The following is an 18482-nucleotide window of genomic DNA, read 5'->3' on the forward strand; positions in this document are numbered from 1 at the left end:
ACTCTAGTTTCCTAAGGAGGAAACCGGAGTTTCTTCCCTAGGAAACTGAAGTAACTTTACAGTTATCTGTATCCGGGGTTCTGATCATCCTGAGTCATGTCCGGATTCTGTTCGATCTCTTCGTTAGGGATCGGATAACGAACGTTATAATCCTGGATCGTACCTGAGCGTTTCGCCCATTTGTTGCGTGCTTTGATATACTCAACGAATTTGCCTGTACGGATCAGATCGGCACGACGCCAGTTCTCACCCAGAAACTCACGCATACGTTCATCCATGATCTTCACACGGAAGTTATCCTGAGACATACCTGCATCCCATTTCTTATCAGCCGGGATATTAAAGCCCCATGCACGGTTACGCACTTCATTCACCTTTTCTACCGCCTGTCCGGTTTGTCCTAATTCATTCAGACATTCGGCATAGCTAAGAAGGACATCCGCATAACGGAGAGCCGGGATATTCTTCCCTGAGTTCCACATATTGTTGATACCCAAGCCTGAATACTGGTCGGTACGATAATCTTCATATTTCTTTACGTGCGGTTTCAATTCGTCATGGTCTTCACCCAGATCTTCCCAAGCAACACATTCGTAGTTAGGGACTTCACCATGATACGTAAAGTCGTAACGGATACTTTCCTCTTTACGGACATCACCGTCTTCCCAGATACCACCGTTTTCCACCGTTTCATATCCATATTCAGTAACAACGACATGGTCGTAACCGGCAAAGTAACAACCGTCTTTCCACCAGTTCTGCGCCACACGTGAACCGATCTGGAACTGGATCTGGTTACGGTTCGGATTATTATTGAACTGAAATTCATAAATAGATTCCGCCGTATTCGGTTTCTCGTAATTCCACAGGTCGGCATAGTTTACCAATGAATAGCCCATCCCCATTACTTTCTCGAAACATTCTTTCGCCTTGTTGAAGTCGCGCAGACCGGTTTCTACCGGAGCAGACATATAAGCCTTACCCAACATCGTATAGCCGGCACCGGAAGTTGCCCGTCCAGCCGTATTTGTCTTAGGAGCATATTTAGCCGCTTTTTCCAGGTCATTGATAATAAACTGCCAGACATCGGTCAAAGACTGACGGCCGTAGCCGGTTTCTTCCAGCTTATCCAGGTCGATGATAGGTATTTCACCCCAGTATAACGCCAGTTCATAATCGACGAAACCACGCACGAAACAGGCCTCACCCAACAGTTCAGCTTGTTTGGTTCCTTCTGCCAGATCAGGCGTATCCAACGCACGGACGATCTTGGCAGCAGCGGTAACTATCGGGAAACGTTTGTTCCACTGATCTTTCACCTTGCTATGCAGGGAGTTCATATTGGCATCGTAACGGTCCATAGCCGCTCCTTCGCCACCCCCTTTATTCTGTAATGCACCGCGCTGTATTTCGTCGGTACCGGTCATCAGGAACCAGGCACGTTCATCCTGGCGGGTATTGTCACGCCAAGTATTATAGATACCCTTCAGATTCAGTTCGATAAACTCTACATCTGAATAGATCTGCTCTTCTGTCAATGCTTTCTTGTTTTCCTGTGTCAGGAAATCGGAACAAGATGTGGTGATTCCGGCAGTAAGCGCCAAAGCCAGCAATCCGATCAAATTATATCTCTTTTTCATAATTGTAATCCTTTTAAATCATTAAAAACTAAAGTTCAAACCAAATACATACATTTTTGTCGGAGGATATCCGTAATCGCCTGTTTCAGGATCGAAGCCTTTATATTTGGTTGCACAGAACAGGTTGGATGCTGTGAAGTAAACACGCAGGTTTTCCACTTTGAGCTGGCTCAACAAAGGTTTCGGGAATGAATAAGCCAATGTCAGTGTAGACAAACGCAGATAAGAGGCATTCTGGATCGTGTAATCCATATCGGACGGATTATAACGGTTATAACCGCTGGTCGTATTGGCAATCACACGCGGAACGGAAGCACCGGTATTTTCCGGAGTCCAACGGTCCAGCAGGTCGATAGACGACATGCCCGTACCTGTACTGTTGATCAAACCTTCGTAATATGAACTGATTTTCTTTGCACCGTAAGAATAGTTGAATACAGCATTCAAGGTAATTCCCTTATAGCTGAAATCGGTGGCAAACCCGCCGTAGAACTTCGGATCCTTCTTTCCTACCACTGTGCGGTCAAGCTGGTCGATTACGCCGTCAGGCACACCGTCAGGGCCGGAAATATCTTGCGGGAACAAATCACCCAGGCTTACATGTTTTCCATTGAAATCCAGATTTTCCCATTCGCTACGGTTCGATTCGTTCGCGATACCGCCAGTCTTATAAGTATAAATGTTATTCAATGATTCGCCCAGGAAGATATTCTTTTCACGATCTGAACCGTTCAGGATCTCTGTCACCTGGCCATACAACTTAGACACCTCATTCTTATCGAAAGAGATATTGGCATTCACATTCCATGTAAAGTCTTTTGTCTGTATCGGAGTAGCGTTGATCGTCGCTTCAAAACCTTTATTCTTTACAGAACCGATATTTTCCCATGTTTCACTGTAGCCGGAAGTCAACGGCAGAGAGTGTTTCATCAACAGATTATCATTCTTTATAAAGAATCCGTCCAGAGAAACGTTCAAACGGTCATTGAGGAATGCCATATCGACACCGATATTGGTTTGTTTCTGTTTTTCCCAGGTAATAGCAGGCGTACCTCTCAAACCGCTGGTTGCGTAGGAAGCTTCGCCGTTGCTGACAGAAGAGAAATACAATGTACGATATGCATAGTTTTCGATATCCTGGTTACCAACCACACCATAACCTACACGGAACTTCATCCGGTCGAAAATAGTCTGGTCTTCCATGAACGCTTCATTCGTTATATCCCATGCGGCAGAGAAAGAAGGCAGGATACCCCAGCGGTGGCCTTTGGCAAACTTGGAAGAACCGTCGTAACGGGCCGTTGCCGTCAGGTAGTAACGCATATCATAGTTGTAGTTCACTCTACCCAGGACAGAAACGAGGGTATTGCCCTTGAAGTCAGAATCGAGTTCTTTCTTATCGTTAGCGGCAGCACCTTTCAGGTCATACCACAGCAAATCGTCGCTGGCATAACGGTCGCCCTGTGCTTTAGTATAGTTTTCCGAGTTCTTGGTCGTACTTGTACCGAACAGGAAGTTCATGCGGTGTTTGTTGATCGTCTTGTCGTAAGTGATCGTATTATCCCACTGCCAGTTCAACTGTGACCATCTTTCGTGTTTTGCTCTCGCATCACCGTTATAGTGACGGATAGCTTCCTGGATATAGCTCGGTGTATATTCGAACCAGGTCTGTGAAGAAACATCCAATGCGAACGTAGAACGGATATTCAGCCCTTCGATCGGATTGATGTTGATATAATTGGAAGAAAGGAAACGGTTACGGGCACGTTCGCGGGCTACTTCCTGCGAGTTGAACGGGTTGTAATCGTTATTGTTTCCTTCGTTGTGCACACGGTAGTACAATGTCAGATAATCCCAGGTGTAACGGGTTGCCGGATCTTTGTAAGGTGCCGGATTCAGCAGCGGGTTTGCATTCAGCGCCTTGTCATACACATCGTCTGTCGGCAGGTTATTTTCCGTACGGGAGAAAGAAGAGTTCGTACCGACCTTCAACCACGGTTTGATCATCGATTCCGCATTGATACGTCCGGAATATTTCTTTTCTTTCGAATCACCGATCAGACCGTCGATATTGGCATAATCGAAGCTGATGTAAATATTGTTCTTTTCCGTTGCATTGGAGAAGCTTACGGAGTGGTTCTGCTGGAAACCGGTGCTTGCCACCTCATCCAACCAGTTATAGCTCTGACCTGCATTGTGAGTGGCGAACTCCTCATCGGAGAAAGCGGTATTCGTTTTCATCAATGTGTTATTGATGTAATCCTGACGGTTTGCCGTAGGATTGTCCTGCATGTACCCATTGGCAAAAGCATCTATACGCAGGTCGAACAACTGGGAAGCATCCATTGTCTTCGGACGCTGGGTAATTTTTGAGAAACCTACCCAACCGTCGTAAGTAACACGTCCTTCGCCTATTTTACCTTTTTTGGTCGTGATAAGAACGACACCGTTGGCACCACGTGATCCGTAAAGGGCTGTAGCCGAGGCATCTTTCAACACCTGTACGGAAGCCACATCGTTCACATTGATGGCGTTAAAACCGCCGTAACCGTTGCCCATAACCAAACCATCGACAACGTAGATCGGATCTGAACCGGAATTGATCGTATTCACACCACGAATCTTGATACTTGAATCGTCACCCGGACGAGTTCCTTTAGTGATCAAAACACCGGCTACACGTCCCTGAAGGGCTTCATTGACGGTCGTTACCGGGCGTTCTTCCAACACTTTCGCGTCGACATGCGCAATAGCGCCTGTCAGGTCGCTTTTCTTCATGGAAGCACCTACGATCACTACTTCGTCGATAGATTGTGAGTCTTCTGAAAGTGATACGTTGATCACGTTCTGGTTACCGACTTTTACTTCCTTGGTGTCATATCCGATATAGCTGATCACCAGGGTGGCGCCCGGTGAGGCTGTCAAAGAATATTTTCCATCCATATCCGATATAGTCCCTTGCGTTGTTCCCTTGAGAACAACGCTCGCTCCCGGGAGCGACTCCGACGTTTTTGCGTCGGTGATCGTACCTGTAATTGTTATGCCTTGTGCGAAAACGGTACCGCAGCATACTACAAGCATCATCAAAATACTAAAAACCTTGATCTGTTTCATAATTGATAAATTTAAGAACATTTAGTTGTTTTCTATCTTGTAAAGCAACGCATCCCTGGCGGGGACCGTCACTGTGAGTTTTTCCTTGACAGGCTGTTCATATCCACTCCAGAGTTCTCTTGCCCTGTAAGTAACCGTCGGCTCCAATCCGAGGCGTTCAAGCAAAACTGTGGCATTCATCTCATCTTCCGAATAATTAAAGATAGCGAAATAAGATGATCCGTCTGCATCATGGCGAATAAATTGATTTTCAGAACGTTCTCCATTTCCTTCCACCGGAGCGAATGAAATACCTCTGGCGACATCATTCACTCTTTGGTTGGTCATGAATTTCAGAGCGCGGTCTTTGTCGATCTGTTTGCCGCCCTTACTGAAATCGTCACCAACGATATACAAGCCGGTAATAGCACCGGAAGTCATACGGGCCCGGTTCTCGCCTTCGGTCGCTTCGCGCAGCACCAGGTGGTCGGCATCGTTATACTGGTACACCTCATCCTGCCACCAGCCGTAAGAAAGGGCATTCAGCGTGTATTCGGTATCTTTGATCTTATTCCAGGCATCACAGGCAATACGGCGTGAATTAGCGTAATGAGCCGGGAATACAGGAGAGATAGACAGATTGATGTACATGTCGCCGAAGTATTTGTTCAACAGCTGCATGCCGTAGTTGTAGGCCTGGATACCTGTCCGGATCTCCGGATTGTACCATTTGTCGGCTTCCATCGCCCCGTGTGTCATAAAGTCCATCTTCACGTATTTGAAACCGCAACGATGGAATAGCTCAGACGTTTTCTTCATCATTTCCTCAATAGCCGGATGAGTCGGGTCGATCGCATAGGCACCGTCCAGTTCCTGCGGCTGGCCATTCGCATACAGATAAACATCTTTATACTTATAATCAGGAGCATCCTTGATGGTCCGATCCGGACGTCTGCCCCAATCGGTAAACGGCGTCCAGTATACGCCGGCAATCTGTCCGTTAGCCGTACAATGATCTACGAAATCTTTCAGTTCTTCATCCTTAAAGCTATTCCAGCCGGAGTCGAGGCCGATCGTCACATTGCCGTCGGGATTCACAAAATGGTTGTTCTGCAAATTATCCCTGAAGAAATCGGACACCTCCAGCGCCTTCTGGTAAGTCAGCTTGAACTGAAGTGCACCCCAACTGTTCCAACCGAACGTAACGGCACCCGGCCATTTCTTCACGGGAGCTACTACAGCATTCGCTTTTCCGTATTCTTCCAGTCCGGCACGCCAGTCATTAAAGAAACCGACAAAGACCTTCGGCGACTTCACTGTTTTCCCTTTCAGGCTACCATGTGCTTTCGAATCACGTGTCAGCGTATCGGCAACACCCCCGAAACAAACCAGCGAACCGATATTGCTGCGGTCGCCTTTGACCATATCGATACCTGTCTTCCAGTCGGAATGCTCTACCGAACCGATGACAAGACCTTTACGATCCTTATTATTGAATACGGTAGCCACTTCATAACTACGCAACTGATCGAAAGTCAGCGGATGAGACTGATAACGAATCCAGCAATCGTTATCGAAAGGCTGGAACAACGCACGGTTATCCCCTTCGGCGAGTAAAGCAGGCATACGATCGATGTTGACCGGAGCCATATAATTCGATTCGACATCGGCATTCCCTCCCTGAAGGGTAAATTCCGTCAACAAATAATCTTTCTCCGGATAGATGTAGAAAGATTGCACCAGTGTAGGCAGGTTGCTATCGGTATAGGTAACCTGTAATAACGATCCTTCGCCGAATGCATCGCTGATAGCGGTTGCTTTCGAGCGACTACTCCTGTAGTCACGGGTTGTGACCAATTTGTCGCCTAACTTATACGAAGCGTAGACCCCATCGGAAAGAAGCTGGCTCTCTTTTTCGATACGGTGGCCTTTCTGCTCCTGATCGTAGCTGACCGTCCATTTCCCCGAAGAGACGGAAGGTTCGCTACAGGATACAACAAGGGCGAGCAATAGCAGCAGATTTAAATTGATGAGTTTCATGTATTGATAATTAAATATTACTGTTCTGTAATCAGCAGGACCGTACTTTCATACGTATTCCCGATTGTCAGGCTGATACCGGCATTCATCAGATAATCACCGGGGAATACCTGCCCGTCGCCGTAGAAGGAACTGTTTCCGGCTTTATTCAATTCAGTGATCTTATATATTTTAGCCGGATCCAGTCCTTTCAGTTTGGTCTCAAAGAATGTTGTACGTCCGTGATATTTCAGGCTGTAAGCAAAAAATACAGATTCCTTTTTATCTTTGGATATATACATATGCGAAGCCCATCCGGTTCCGTCGTAAGGCGATTTGAGACGATAAAGATCGCCCAGCTGTACGATCGGGCGGATACGTTTATAGTTCTTTATGGCCTGTTCTGCAAAAGGCAGTTCATCACCTGTCAAATCTTTCGGTTGCAATTCCATACCCAGACGCCCCGTCATGGCAACATCGAAACGGAATTTCAGCGGTGCCATCATACCCGTTTGATGGTTCGGAGTGGTCGAAACATGGGAAGCAGTGGCTTTTGCCGGGAAGAAAAGATTGGTGCTGTACTGGATGAATATACGGTCGAGCGAGTTGGTGTTATCGCTTGCCCAGAACTCATCGTGATATTTCAAGGCTCCGAAGTCCAGGCGGCCGCCACCGGCCGAACACAACTGGATCATAACATCCGGATGCTTTGCACGGATCCGTTCGTAAGCACTATACAGTCCTTTTATATACTCGATCCAGAAATGGGTCTGATCCTCTTTAGAAAGGTAATCGGAACCGAAATTGTCAACGTGGCGGTTCGCATCCCATTTAATATAGGAAATATGAGGAGACAAAGCGATTACATCGTCAAAAGTCTTCACCACAAAATCCTGTACAGCCGGATTGCTCAGATCGAGCAACCATTGGTTACGCATCGGGATAATATCACGCTTACCGCTCTTTACAATCCATTCCGGATGCTTTTCTGCCAGTTCACTCTTTGGACTTACCATTTCCGGTTCGATCCAGATGCCGAATTTCAGTCCTTTATTTACTGCATACTTCGCCAGATAATCGATCCCGCGCGGTAATTTTTTCTTATTTACCTGCCAGTCACCCAAACCGACCTTATCCGAGTTACGCGGATATTTGTTGGCAAACCATCCGTCGTCGAGTACGAACATTTCAACACCGAAAGCAGCCGCATCATCGATCATATCCGTGATTGTCTTCTCGGTAAAGTTAAAATAAGCACCTTCCCAACTGTTCAGGACGATCGGCAATTCCTGATCACCATGAGCCAATGCATAGTTACGCGACCAGTCGTGCAGATTTCTGGAAACCTGTCCTTTACCGGTAGAACTATATGTCCATACCATTTCCGGGGTTTGCAATATTTTACCCGGTTCCAGATTATAAGTAGAGGCAAAATTATTCATACCGGTCAACACATGCAGCATGCCGCATTCATCCACTTCAAAAGAGGTCAGATAGTTGCCCGACCAAGCCAGTGAACCAGCATAGACTTCACCCATATCTTCATAAGCCGGTCCGTTCAGAGACAACAGGAAAGAAGAGTTTTCAGACTGCGTGGTCCGTATGCCTTTCTTGGATTCCACCCGTTTGACACCGGGAGTCAGTTGCTCTTCCACCAATTGCATTTCAGAGGCCCATGCGCCATGAAAATGAGTCAGATAGTAAGAGTCTGCATGTAAGGGAAGATAAGCGGAAGATATATTTTCGACAGCCAGCCGGGTCTTTTCCTGATGAGAGATGGAAACAGACTGACAGATCACATTTTCCTTTTGGTAAGCTACAAAATTGAGATTGACGAAAACCGGGTACAAAGGATCTTTCAACTGTATTACGGTTTCTATTCTATTATTATCGATATTCTTTACGGTATGGTCCGCATATATCAATTCTGTAGTCTGAACGCCGTCATTATGCGTCAGCTTCAATGCCGGATTCAGGAAAAGGCGTCCTCCGTAAGCAGGATAGATTACCGGAGCATAACCAATACCGTTATCCGGTTGTTCTTTATACTTCTTATTAAGGAAAGGGGAAACATGCCGGAATTTATCTCCAAAATAGTTATATACTACTTTTTTATCCGAAGAGATAGAAAAGATCATGCTCAAGTCATTTGTAGAGACGGATATGATGTCCGCATCTTTCTCCTGGGAAGAAACATTCATACACCCCAGTAAAAGGGCTACAGTTAACAATAGTGCTTTCATGTCTATCAGTTTTATTTTACTTATTCAAGGTTGATGGTGCAAACTAAGCCAATAAAGAGAAGTACGGAAAGCACGGATTCGCCAATAATTTGTATTTATGCATTTAATTCATAGAGAATTAACAGGATTGCAACATTTACGTCATTTTTTGACGCATTTGTTACAGGGTAAAAAACAAAAAAGGCTCGCATCCGAAAATGCAAACCTCTATAAAACATTAAAGGCTGTCTCACGACAACCCCTAACCAACTTTGTTAACCTTAAATCTAATACTATTATGAAAAAACCACAATGCAAAGATACACTCACGACAAGTGTTTGTCAAGCCTTTTACAGACAATATATGTTAAGCTCTTCACGCATTCCGGCTAAAAAATGTTTCTGAAGACAAAACTTTATACAATACAGACAAAAACTGCTAATTTTAACAATTAAAGTGAGCTATTTTACAGGGAAAGGCGTTCTTTAAGCAACCGATAGCCGGTCAGACTGGCACGCAAACAGACACCTGTTTTCAAACGAACCTGGTAACTGTCTTTCCCGAACAATTCCACACGGATGATCTCCCCGCTATTCACGATACAAGACCGGTGAATACGGATAAAAGCATTTTCCGGCAGATGCGTTTCAAAATATTTCATCGTCTGTTCCTTGACATATTGGCCTGTCGAGGTGAACAACGTCACATAATCGCCGCTTGCCTGGATATAGAGCAGTTCGTCCAACCGGATCAGATGGATACGGGTGCCGTCTTTCACAGAGATACGATCCAGTAACGCTTCTTCAGGTGGCAGTGATGTTTCAGTCTCAACAGAAACAAGAGAATCCTCAGACGGTTCTTCTTTCCGAATCTCCTTCCAGCGAATAAAATACCATTGAGCCAGAATAATCCATCCCAGCAGACCAAACAGAAAACGGAAAGGGATAGTCGAAGCAAACCATTCCATCCGACCGGGACAAATCAATGTCCCCACCATATACCCTCCTATAGTAGAAATCGCCAGGACACCGATGGTTAATGCGATCTGGGCCTGTATCGGACGCAATACTCCGGTAACATACCAGAGCAGAAAACCGGAAACAGAGAATAACCCTACCGAAACCAGACTGTCAAGCCATGCAAGCAGCCACCCCGTATGTTCGTAGTAATACAACAACAAGGCCCCTGTGCAACAAGCGATCGATGCCAGCATGATACCGGCAATCCTATAAAAGACAGAGTTTATAAACGGATGCGTCTGCATAATCAACTTTTGAATTCGATTCCGCCAAAAGTAGCATTTCCGCGTACCACCAATACATGCTCGTTATCCATGTTTACAGAAGCATTGAAACGTTTATCTTCACAGCCTCCCATCAGGGTACGGACATTAAAATGAAGCCGCCAGTCATTGGGTACATATATTTCCACCCCGGCAAACGTACAATCGATGTCAATATAGGTCCGCGGACCTTCCAGCTTTGTTCTTCGCAAATCCAGAATGGTTCCCCCGAACAAAACCTTGATCCGTGCTCCTTTGAAAACCGGATCCAGAATAATCTGCTCCACGGAACTAAACGTATTATCCGATTCCACATAACCGTCTATATTGATAAATTCACTTTTTGTACCAGTGTCTGCCTCGTTACCTGTCGTTCCCCCTCTATTTTTCCAATGAGTATTGTTTTTCTTCCGTGGCGAAAAGAGTATCACGATACCGGCCAACACCAGAAGTAGCGGCCAGATAGTCATTCCACTGCCATCCATCCAGTCCAACTCAGGCATCAGAAAGTATAGTCCGAATAAAAAGGTGATCAATCCTCCGACATACTGGCGGGAAAAAAAGGTAGAAACTCCCACATACATCACCAGCATCTGCCAGGATACTATAATATCAAAGATATCGGTAGCAATCATACCCATGTTCTTCAGTAACCATACAATCCCGACTACGATAAACGGGATTGCCCAAAAGATGTTTTTTCTAAGATTCATAATCTGTATTGTTTAAATGTTTGAAACAAAAGTAGGTATCAGCCACCTCCCGGACAAGAGAGAAACGTCCTATTACAGTCAAAGATCGGTGAATCGCCGAAAATAACCGACAAAAAAAGGAAATATTCAGTGCAGAAAAACAAAAAGGCCTGCATCTGTCCTGAATGCAAACCCCTATAAACAATTAAAGCCTGTCTCACGACAAGCCCTAACCAACTTTGTTAACCTTAAATCTAATACTATTATGAAAAAACCACGATACAAATATACGGCTTAATCCAAATTTGTCAAGGGGTTTTATGCTAAATCATGTTTCGTGTCGTATAAGAAAAGCTAACAAGTTTCAATATGTTTATTTTTTACTTCCGAAGTGTTAAAATAAACACTTTTTGTTCCTATTTCTTCTTCAATATCCGCTGAGCGCAATCAGACAGGACAACGATCGCCCCGGCAATAATCGCCGTGTCTTTTATCACCAGACGACCTGCTCCCGTAAGCAACGGGAAGCCATGCTCTCCGCTACCCAGATCCGGAACCCATACCTCCGGCGTAGTGACGAGGAACGACAAGGTGCCTATCGTCATTATGATAGCCAGTAGGGAGCCTACCAGACCAATCTTCGGAGAAAAGATCCCCAGAAAGGTCAGTATACCGATCGCCATGATCAGGATACCCAGCCCATGTGAGAAACCATATGTATTGTTTTCTACATGCCACTGATGTTTGGCTTCATTGAATTCACCCTCTTTCAACTTATATTCTTTGTATTCAGGTGCGCTCTTGGTATAGAAGAAGCTCATAAACGGGCTGTTTGCCACAAAGGGAACGATCCCTTCCGCTTCATAATTCCAGAATTTCAGTCCGCCGATCCATACGAATATGATCAGAATAGCAACACGGATCAGGTTAATACCCAGTTTCTGTGAAGAAGCTGCCATGTTCAGAAATGTGTCAAATAAATCCTTTAGTTTAGTAGTCATGTCTTTCTTTGTTTATCAGTTTAACTTATGATGCAAAGATCTGACATTTTTACCCCATAGGAAATGGCAATTCTGCCGGATAACTTGACAATTATTCCCTAAGACACAATAAAACCGGTTAACAGAGGCTTATTTCCCCGTTAACCGGCCTTATTGACAACGAATTATTTTTAATTACGTATTCCCAGTTCTACCAGTTTCTGTTCGTCCAAAGCATACTTCCGTTCGATGCTCTGCAACAAGTCTTCACTGATATCCAGCGGACGGTTCAGTTTCTTCATTTCGCGGTATCCTTTATATACATGGGTGATCATCTTACGCGGATTGAAGACCAGCGATGAAGTGATCCAGCATCCATGCGTACACCAGCAATTCGCCTTATCCCCATGACCGATAGCAGCGATCTCCTGCTTCATGGCATCACTCTGCATGATCTTAGCGATATTACAATCGTAATCCTTTACATTACCGATCGGCTCGCGAAGCTCGCAGGCACGGAAACGGCCGTCATAGTCGATCACCAAGGTGGTCTCTCCCGCCGTACAATCCATTCCCCAGGGAGTCGGATGATCGATATTGGTCGCACGTACATTATATAATGTACGGATGAAGCCCAGATAGAAGAAACGGGCAATCGGTTTTCTGAAGCCACCGGTCTCTTCCGCCATACGTTCCCCATAGACATTATAGATAGGCACAACCTCGTCCTGCAAAGCACGTAAAGTAGGTTCGGTAAGCACCTTCACCCCGTCGTCGCGCGTCATTCCGCGTGCAGCCTCGATAATATGGTTGGACAGATGGAAACGGCCTAAAATCCAAAGCATCAAATCCTGTACCTCCTCCAGGTTATATTTTGTAATTACGGTGGCAAGGTTTTTCAGCACCCTGCCGTCGTCAGCAAAGTTTTTTTCAATCATCTTCAACGTCCCCATCGCTTTGTAGAAGTTACCGGGGACACCGCGCTGTATATCGTGTGTATCACCGAAACCGTCCAATGAAAGACTGAGGTTGATATTCAGTTCCGGACAATTCCGACGGATTTGTTTTACCCAGGCAATGATCCGGTCGGGCTTCAATCCGTTGGTAGGAATGTTCACGTCTTTTATCTCGTTATTCTTATAGAACATCTCTATAATTTCAGGTAATTCCTCACGCAGTGTCGGCTCACCGCCGGATACCCACAAACGATTGAACTGTCCGGCTGTTTCGGAGATCTTCTTTATTTCTTCAAAAGTCAGGTCTTTTTCTTTTTTATCCATGTCTTCCGCATAGAAGCACATTTTACATTTGGCATTACACCGCCCTGTGACAAACAGGAAAACAGATTCTAATTTTCTGTTTGTGCTCATTGTTCTGAAAGAGCTCTTTGTTCGTTTTGTACCCATTGTTATTATGATTAGATTTCTCTATTAGTATTAGCTCCCATATCTTATTAAGCAGACAGACAAATATATACCATACCCATAAATCTATCAGCCAGACTTGAAAACATTCGCAAATTTCACCTATTATATATCATAAAACAATCTCCATTTGTGGGATTCGATGTTCTATATTTAAGAATATCAGTCAGAAAATCTAAATAGTCTTATATTTGTACATTTAAAATAGTGGAGATAACAACATGGAAGACAACATTCCTAAATTCGACATTCCTCTGGATTTTATCGTCGGAGACAGCATTACGGGTGAAATATTAAATCAATACGGCCGCTTCCCCTGCAAGATCAAAGCCGGTGTTTTTGTGCTTTGTGTACAGGGCAGTGTACAGGCCACCGTCAATCTGACAAAATTTATTATCAAACCCAATGATTTCATTACGCTTCCTCCGGGATGTTTTATCCAGATACACGAAGTATCCGACGATGTCAAACTATGTTTTGCCGGATTTTCTTCTACGTTTGTGAGTCATATCAACTATATCAAAACTATCACGAACTATCTGCCCGTTATCTTCGACAGCCCGGTGATGCCTCTGCCCGTACCGGTCTCCCAGTTATACCAGGAGGCTTTTTCCTTGCTGATCAAGGCGTATTCTTTGCCTAAGACCATCGAGAACAAAGAGATCATAAAGGCTATCTTCACCATCTTCATGCAAGGAGTAATCGAACTGTATAAAAACCATACGCCATATAGCAATGCTCCGATGACACGCAATATGGAGATATGCCGCGAGTTCGTGCAGCTGGCGATGGAGAACTATACGAAAGAGCATAGCGTCTCCTATTATGCCAAGCGGCTTAATATCACCTTGCAACATTTCTGCTACGTAATAAAGAAAGTCAGCGGACGAACCGCGTTGGATATCCTGAGCAATATCATTATCATGGATGCGAAAGCACAGCTTAAATCAACCGATATGCCGGTTAAGAAGATTGCATTCGCTCTGGGTTTCGACAACCTGTCGTTCTTCAATAAATACTTCAGACAACACGTGGGAATGACCCCTCAGGAATACAGGGAGAGCTAAAAAAAGGGATATGCCGGATGCAAACCCCTATAAACAATTAAAGCCTGTCTCACGACAAGCCCTAACCAACTTTGTTAACCTTAAATCTAATACTATTATGAAAAAACCACAGTACAAAGATACAGGTATTCTCCAACTTGTCAATAGTTAAAATGCTAATTAGTGTTGTATAGCATATAAGAAAGGCTAACAAGGTTCAAGATATTTATTATTAGATTTCGAAATGTTAAAATGAGGCGTTCGTTCATGAAATGACACACCCCCTGTCCCCTCTCCAGAGGGGAAATGTTTGCATCGGTCAATATGATAAAACAATAAAAAAGCTGGGCATAAAAAAAGAGGCGCTGCATAAAGCAACGCCTCCCAAGCAATACATATATTATAATGTATATTAGTCTTGTAATTTAGCAACGATGAATTCGCGGTTCAGGCGAGCGATGTTGCTGACAGAGATATTCTTCGGACATTCCATTTCGCAAGCGCGAGTGTTGGTACAGTTACCGAAGCCCAGTTCGTCCATCTTGGCAACCATTGCTTTTGCACGGCGAGCAGCTTCCACCTTACCCTGAGGCAACAGAGCCAGCTGGCTAACCTTTGCAGAAACGAACAGCATAGCCGAACCGTTCTTACAAGCAGCAGCACAAGCACCACAACCGATACATGCAGCAGCATCCATAGCCATTTCAGCATCTGCACGAGGGATAGCGATTGAGTTGGCATCAGGAACACCACCTGTGTTCACTGATACGAAACCACCTGCCTGGATGATTTTATCGTAAGCATAACGGTCTACCATCAAGTCGCGGATTACCGGGAAACCGGCAGAACGCCACGGTTCGATCGTGATTGTTTCGCCATCGTTGAAACGGCGCATGTACAGCTGGCAGGTAGTAGCACCTGTTGCCGGTCCGTGCGGATGTCCGTTTACATACAATGAACACATACCGCAGATACCTTCACGACAGTCGTGGTCGAAGACGATCGGCTCTTTACCTTCACTGACCAAACGTTCATTCAAAATGTCTAACATTTCCAGGAAAGAAACACTCTGATTGATTTTGTCTATTTGGTAAGTCTCAAATTGTCCTTTATCTTTCGGACTTTTCTGACGCCAAACTTTAAGTGTTACTTTTATATCTTTATCCATGATTCTAATTTTTGTGATTGATGATTATTACTTCTTGTAGTTACGTGTTTGAGGAACAACGAACTGATAGTTCAAATCTTCCTTCAGCATAACCGGGTCTTTGTCTTCACCCTGGTATTCCCAACAAGATACGTACATGAACTTATCGTCATGACGCAGGGCTTCGCCTTCCTCGGTCTGGTGCTCTGTACGGAAGTGTCCTCCACAAGATTCGGCACGATCCAATGCATCGTGTGCCATCAATGTACCAATCTCAATAAAGTCAGCCAAACGCAATGCTTTATCCAACTCTACGTTCAGGTTATCGGCTTCCCCCGGGATATATACATTACTCCAGAATTCTTTTTTCAGGTCTTTCAACATCTGGATCGCTTCCTGCAAACCTTTTGCATCACGTGCCATACCTACGTGTTCCCACATAATATGACCCAGTTTCTTATGGATAGAATCTACTGACTCTTTACCCTTGATACTCATCAATTTCTTGATACGGTCTTTGATACCCTTTTCAGCTTCTGCAAACTCAGGCAGATCGGTGCTGAAACGCGGAACCTGGATCTGGTCAGACAGATAGTTCTGGATTGTATAAGGCAATACAAAGTAGCCATCGGCCAATCCCTGCATCAACGCAGAAGCACCCAGACGGTTAGCTCCGTGGTCAGAGAAGTTAGCTTCACCGATAGCGAACAGACCCGGAATAGAAGTCATCAATTCATAGTCAACCCACAGACCACCCATCGAGTAGTGTAATGCAGGATAAATCATCATTGGAGTTTCATATGGATCGTCGTTGGTAATTTCTTCGTACATGTCGAACAAGTTACCATATTTAGCTTTCACAACATCCTTACCCAAACGGTTGATAGCGTCGGAGAAATCGAGGAACACGGCCAAACCTGTGTTGTTTACACCGAAACCGGCGTCGCAACGTTCTTTAGCAGCACGTGAAGCCACGTCACGCGGAACCAAGTTACCGAATGCCGGATAACGGCGTTCCAGATAGTAGTCGCGGTCTGCTTCAGGAATATCTTTACCTTTCTTTGTTCCGGCCTGCAATGCTTTTGCATCTTCCAGTTTCTTCGGAACCCAAATACGACCATCGTTACGCAATGATTCAGACATCAAAGTCAACTTAGACTGATAGTCACCTTTCACCGGTACGCAAGTCGGATGGATCTGCACCATACAAGGGTTAGCGAAGTAAGCACCTTTCTTGTAGCACTGCCATGCAGCAGAACCATTGGAAGCCATTGCGTTAGTAGACAAGAAGAATGTATTTACATAACCACCTGTTGCAACCACTACGGCGTGAGCAGAGAAACGTTCGATCTTACCGGTGATCAGGTTACGGGCAATGATACCGCGAGCGCGGCCATCCACCTTAACAACGTCCAGCATTTCGTGACGAGTGTACATTTTTACTTTGTTCAAACCGATCATACGGCTCAAAGCAGAGTAAGCACCCAGCAACAACTGCTGTCCGGTCTGACCGCGGGCATAGAATGTACGGGATACCTGAGCACCACCGAATGAACGGTTATCCAGCAGACCACCGTATTCGCGAGCGAAAGGTACACCCTGTGCCACGCACTGGTCGATAATAGAGTTTGACACTTCAGCCAGACGATAAACGTTTGCTTCGCGGGCACGGTAGTCACCACCTTTAATTGTATCGTAGAACAGACGGTAAACAGAGTCACCATCATTCTGATAATTCTTTGCAGCATTGATACCACCCTGTGCAGCGATAGAGTGTGCACGGCGGGGAGAATCCTGGATACAGAAATTCAATACATTGAATCCCATTTCAGCCAGAGAGGCAGCAGCAGAAGCACCGGCCAGACCAGTACCAACTACAATTACGTCCAGGCGACGTTTGTTTGCGGGATTCACCAGTTTCTGATGATCTTTATAATTTTTCCACTTCTCAGCCAACGGGCCCTGAGGGATTTTAGAATCTATCTGAGTCATAATGATTTATTTTCAATTGTTACACCTTAAATTAATGTCCTGCACAAACAGCTACATAATCACCGCCTACACCATTCAGGTAGAATACGATAGTAATAATAGCAAAGATCACGCAGATAGCAGTTGCTACGATCTTTGAAATGCAGATCCAACGGTTCATCCAGATCGTATTGTTCCAACCGATTGTCTGGATAGCGCTCCAGAATCCGTGAGTCAGGTGGAACCACAAAGCCACGTACCATACCAGGTAAAGAACTGTGTTCAGGATATTACCCTGGAAATAGTAGTTGATAAACGCTGCACCGTCCTGAGGAGATACGGTAGTCGTTCCGTCGCAAAGAGTTACTGTGTGATTGCCCATCAGTTCGGCGAACATCATCTTATACCAGAACTGGCTGAAGTGCAACACCATGAACAGGACAATGATAATGCCCAGTACCAGCATGTTCTGAGATGCCCATTCCACACCTTTCGGACGAGCGTTGATTGCATAACGGTCGTTACCACGAGCCTTACGGTTCTGAAGTGTCAACATCAAAGCATACACAAAGTGAATCACAACGCCTGCAGCCAGCACCAGTGTTGCTGCAACGGCATACCAATTAGCTCCCAGCAATGAACAAATCATGTTATAGGCTTCTCCCGAGAAAGCAGCCGCCACATTCATTGACAAGTGGAACAATAAGAACAAAACAAGAAAAAGCCCTGTAATACTCATAATGAGCTTTTTCCCGATAGAAGAATTAAGTAACCACATAAGATAATAATTTAAGTTATTTAATTGTTTTTAAAGATTCATATCAATGTACCCAATTGTCAGGCAAAGGTATGCTAAATACACGTATCACGCAAACGATTAAAGAAATATTTCGCCAATCAAACCCATACATTTCGGGAGCAGTAAAACGCAATATTTGATCAAGACAGAATTTAACTAAAATGTA

The 18482-nt window shown here is 44.8% G+C and carries 12 protein-coding genes; 1 reads left to right on the plus strand and 11 read right to left on the minus strand.

Annotated elements, in window-relative coordinates; translation table 11 throughout:
• Window positions 1–62: 62 nt before the first annotated feature.
• The 8 genes from IEY67_RS01040 to IEY67_RS01075 all read right to left on the minus strand — a co-directional run bounded on the left by IEY67_RS01040 (window position 63) and on the right by IEY67_RS01075 (window position 13335).
• The gene (locus IEY67_RS01040) at window positions 63–1640 is read right to left on the minus strand and encodes a RagB/SusD family nutrient uptake outer membrane protein (protein ID WP_122353221.1); all 1578 of its coding nucleotides are present in this window, start codon (window positions 1638–1640) and stop codon (window positions 63–65) included.
• A gap of 21 nt (window positions 1641–1661) precedes the next feature.
• Window positions 1662–4754 (minus strand): SusC/RagA family TonB-linked outer membrane protein, encoded by a 3093-nt coding sequence (locus tag IEY67_RS01045; RefSeq protein WP_122353278.1) that lies wholly within the window; start codon window positions 4752–4754, stop codon window positions 1662–1664.
• A 21-nt stretch (window positions 4755–4775) separates the two neighbouring features.
• Window positions 4776–6773 carry an alpha-galactosidase gene (locus IEY67_RS01050; RefSeq protein ID WP_183670389.1) on the minus strand — a complete coding sequence of 666 codons (1998 nt, stop codon included), beginning with the start codon at window positions 6771–6773 and terminating at the stop codon, window positions 4776–4778.
• Window positions 6774–6790: 17 nt separating this feature from the next.
• On the minus strand, window positions 6791–8995 hold the full coding sequence (locus IEY67_RS01055) for an alpha-galactosidase (RefSeq protein ID WP_183670387.1): 2205 nt from the start codon (window positions 8993–8995) through the stop codon (window positions 6791–6793).
• A 446-nt stretch (window positions 8996–9441) separates the two neighbouring features.
• Entirely contained in the window at window positions 9442–10239 is a 798-nt protein-coding gene (locus tag IEY67_RS01060; protein WP_183670385.1) for a LytR/AlgR family response regulator transcription factor, read from the minus strand.
• 2 nt (window positions 10240–10241) lie between these two features.
• Window positions 10242–10970, minus strand: coding sequence for a LiaF transmembrane domain-containing protein (locus IEY67_RS01065; protein ID WP_183670383.1), 729 nt, complete (start codon window positions 10968–10970; stop codon window positions 10242–10244).
• A gap of 395 nt (window positions 10971–11365) precedes the next feature.
• A complete protein-coding gene (locus tag IEY67_RS01070; protein WP_122353226.1) occupies window positions 11366–11950 on the minus strand; it encodes a DUF417 family protein in 585 nt (194 codons plus the stop codon).
• A 170-nt stretch (window positions 11951–12120) separates the two neighbouring features.
• Window positions 12121–13335 carry a radical SAM protein gene (locus IEY67_RS01075; RefSeq protein WP_122353227.1) on the minus strand — a complete coding sequence of 405 codons (1215 nt, stop codon included), beginning with the start codon at window positions 13333–13335 and terminating at the stop codon, window positions 12121–12123.
• 239 nt (window positions 13336–13574) lie between these two features.
• Between IEY67_RS01075 and IEY67_RS01080 the strand changes: the two genes are divergently transcribed.
• Window positions 13575–14420, plus strand: a complete 846-nt coding sequence (locus tag IEY67_RS01080; protein ID WP_122353228.1) for a helix-turn-helix domain-containing protein — start codon at window positions 13575–13577, stop codon at window positions 14418–14420.
• 391 nt (window positions 14421–14811) lie between these two features.
• Here the strand turns inward: IEY67_RS01080 and IEY67_RS01085 are convergent, their stop codons facing one another.
• From IEY67_RS01085 to IEY67_RS01095, 3 genes are read right to left on the minus strand one after another with little or no spacing between them, the layout of a single operon-like run.
• Window positions 14812–15567 (minus strand): succinate dehydrogenase/fumarate reductase iron-sulfur subunit, encoded by a 756-nt coding sequence (locus IEY67_RS01085; RefSeq protein ID WP_183670381.1) that lies wholly within the window; start codon window positions 15565–15567, stop codon window positions 14812–14814.
• A 27-nt stretch (window positions 15568–15594) separates the two neighbouring features.
• A complete protein-coding gene (locus IEY67_RS01090; protein ID WP_075559508.1) occupies window positions 15595–17538 on the minus strand; it encodes a fumarate reductase/succinate dehydrogenase flavoprotein subunit in 1944 nt (647 codons plus the stop codon).
• A gap of 31 nt (window positions 17539–17569) precedes the next feature.
• Window positions 17570–18295 (minus strand): succinate dehydrogenase/fumarate reductase cytochrome b subunit, encoded by a 726-nt coding sequence (locus IEY67_RS01095; RefSeq protein ID WP_122353231.1) that lies wholly within the window; start codon window positions 18293–18295, stop codon window positions 17570–17572.
• Window positions 18296–18482: the final 187 nt, after the last annotated feature.

Source organism: Parabacteroides faecis (assembly GCF_014647375.1).
GTDB lineage: Bacteria > Bacteroidota > Bacteroidia > Bacteroidales > Tannerellaceae > Parabacteroides > Parabacteroides faecis.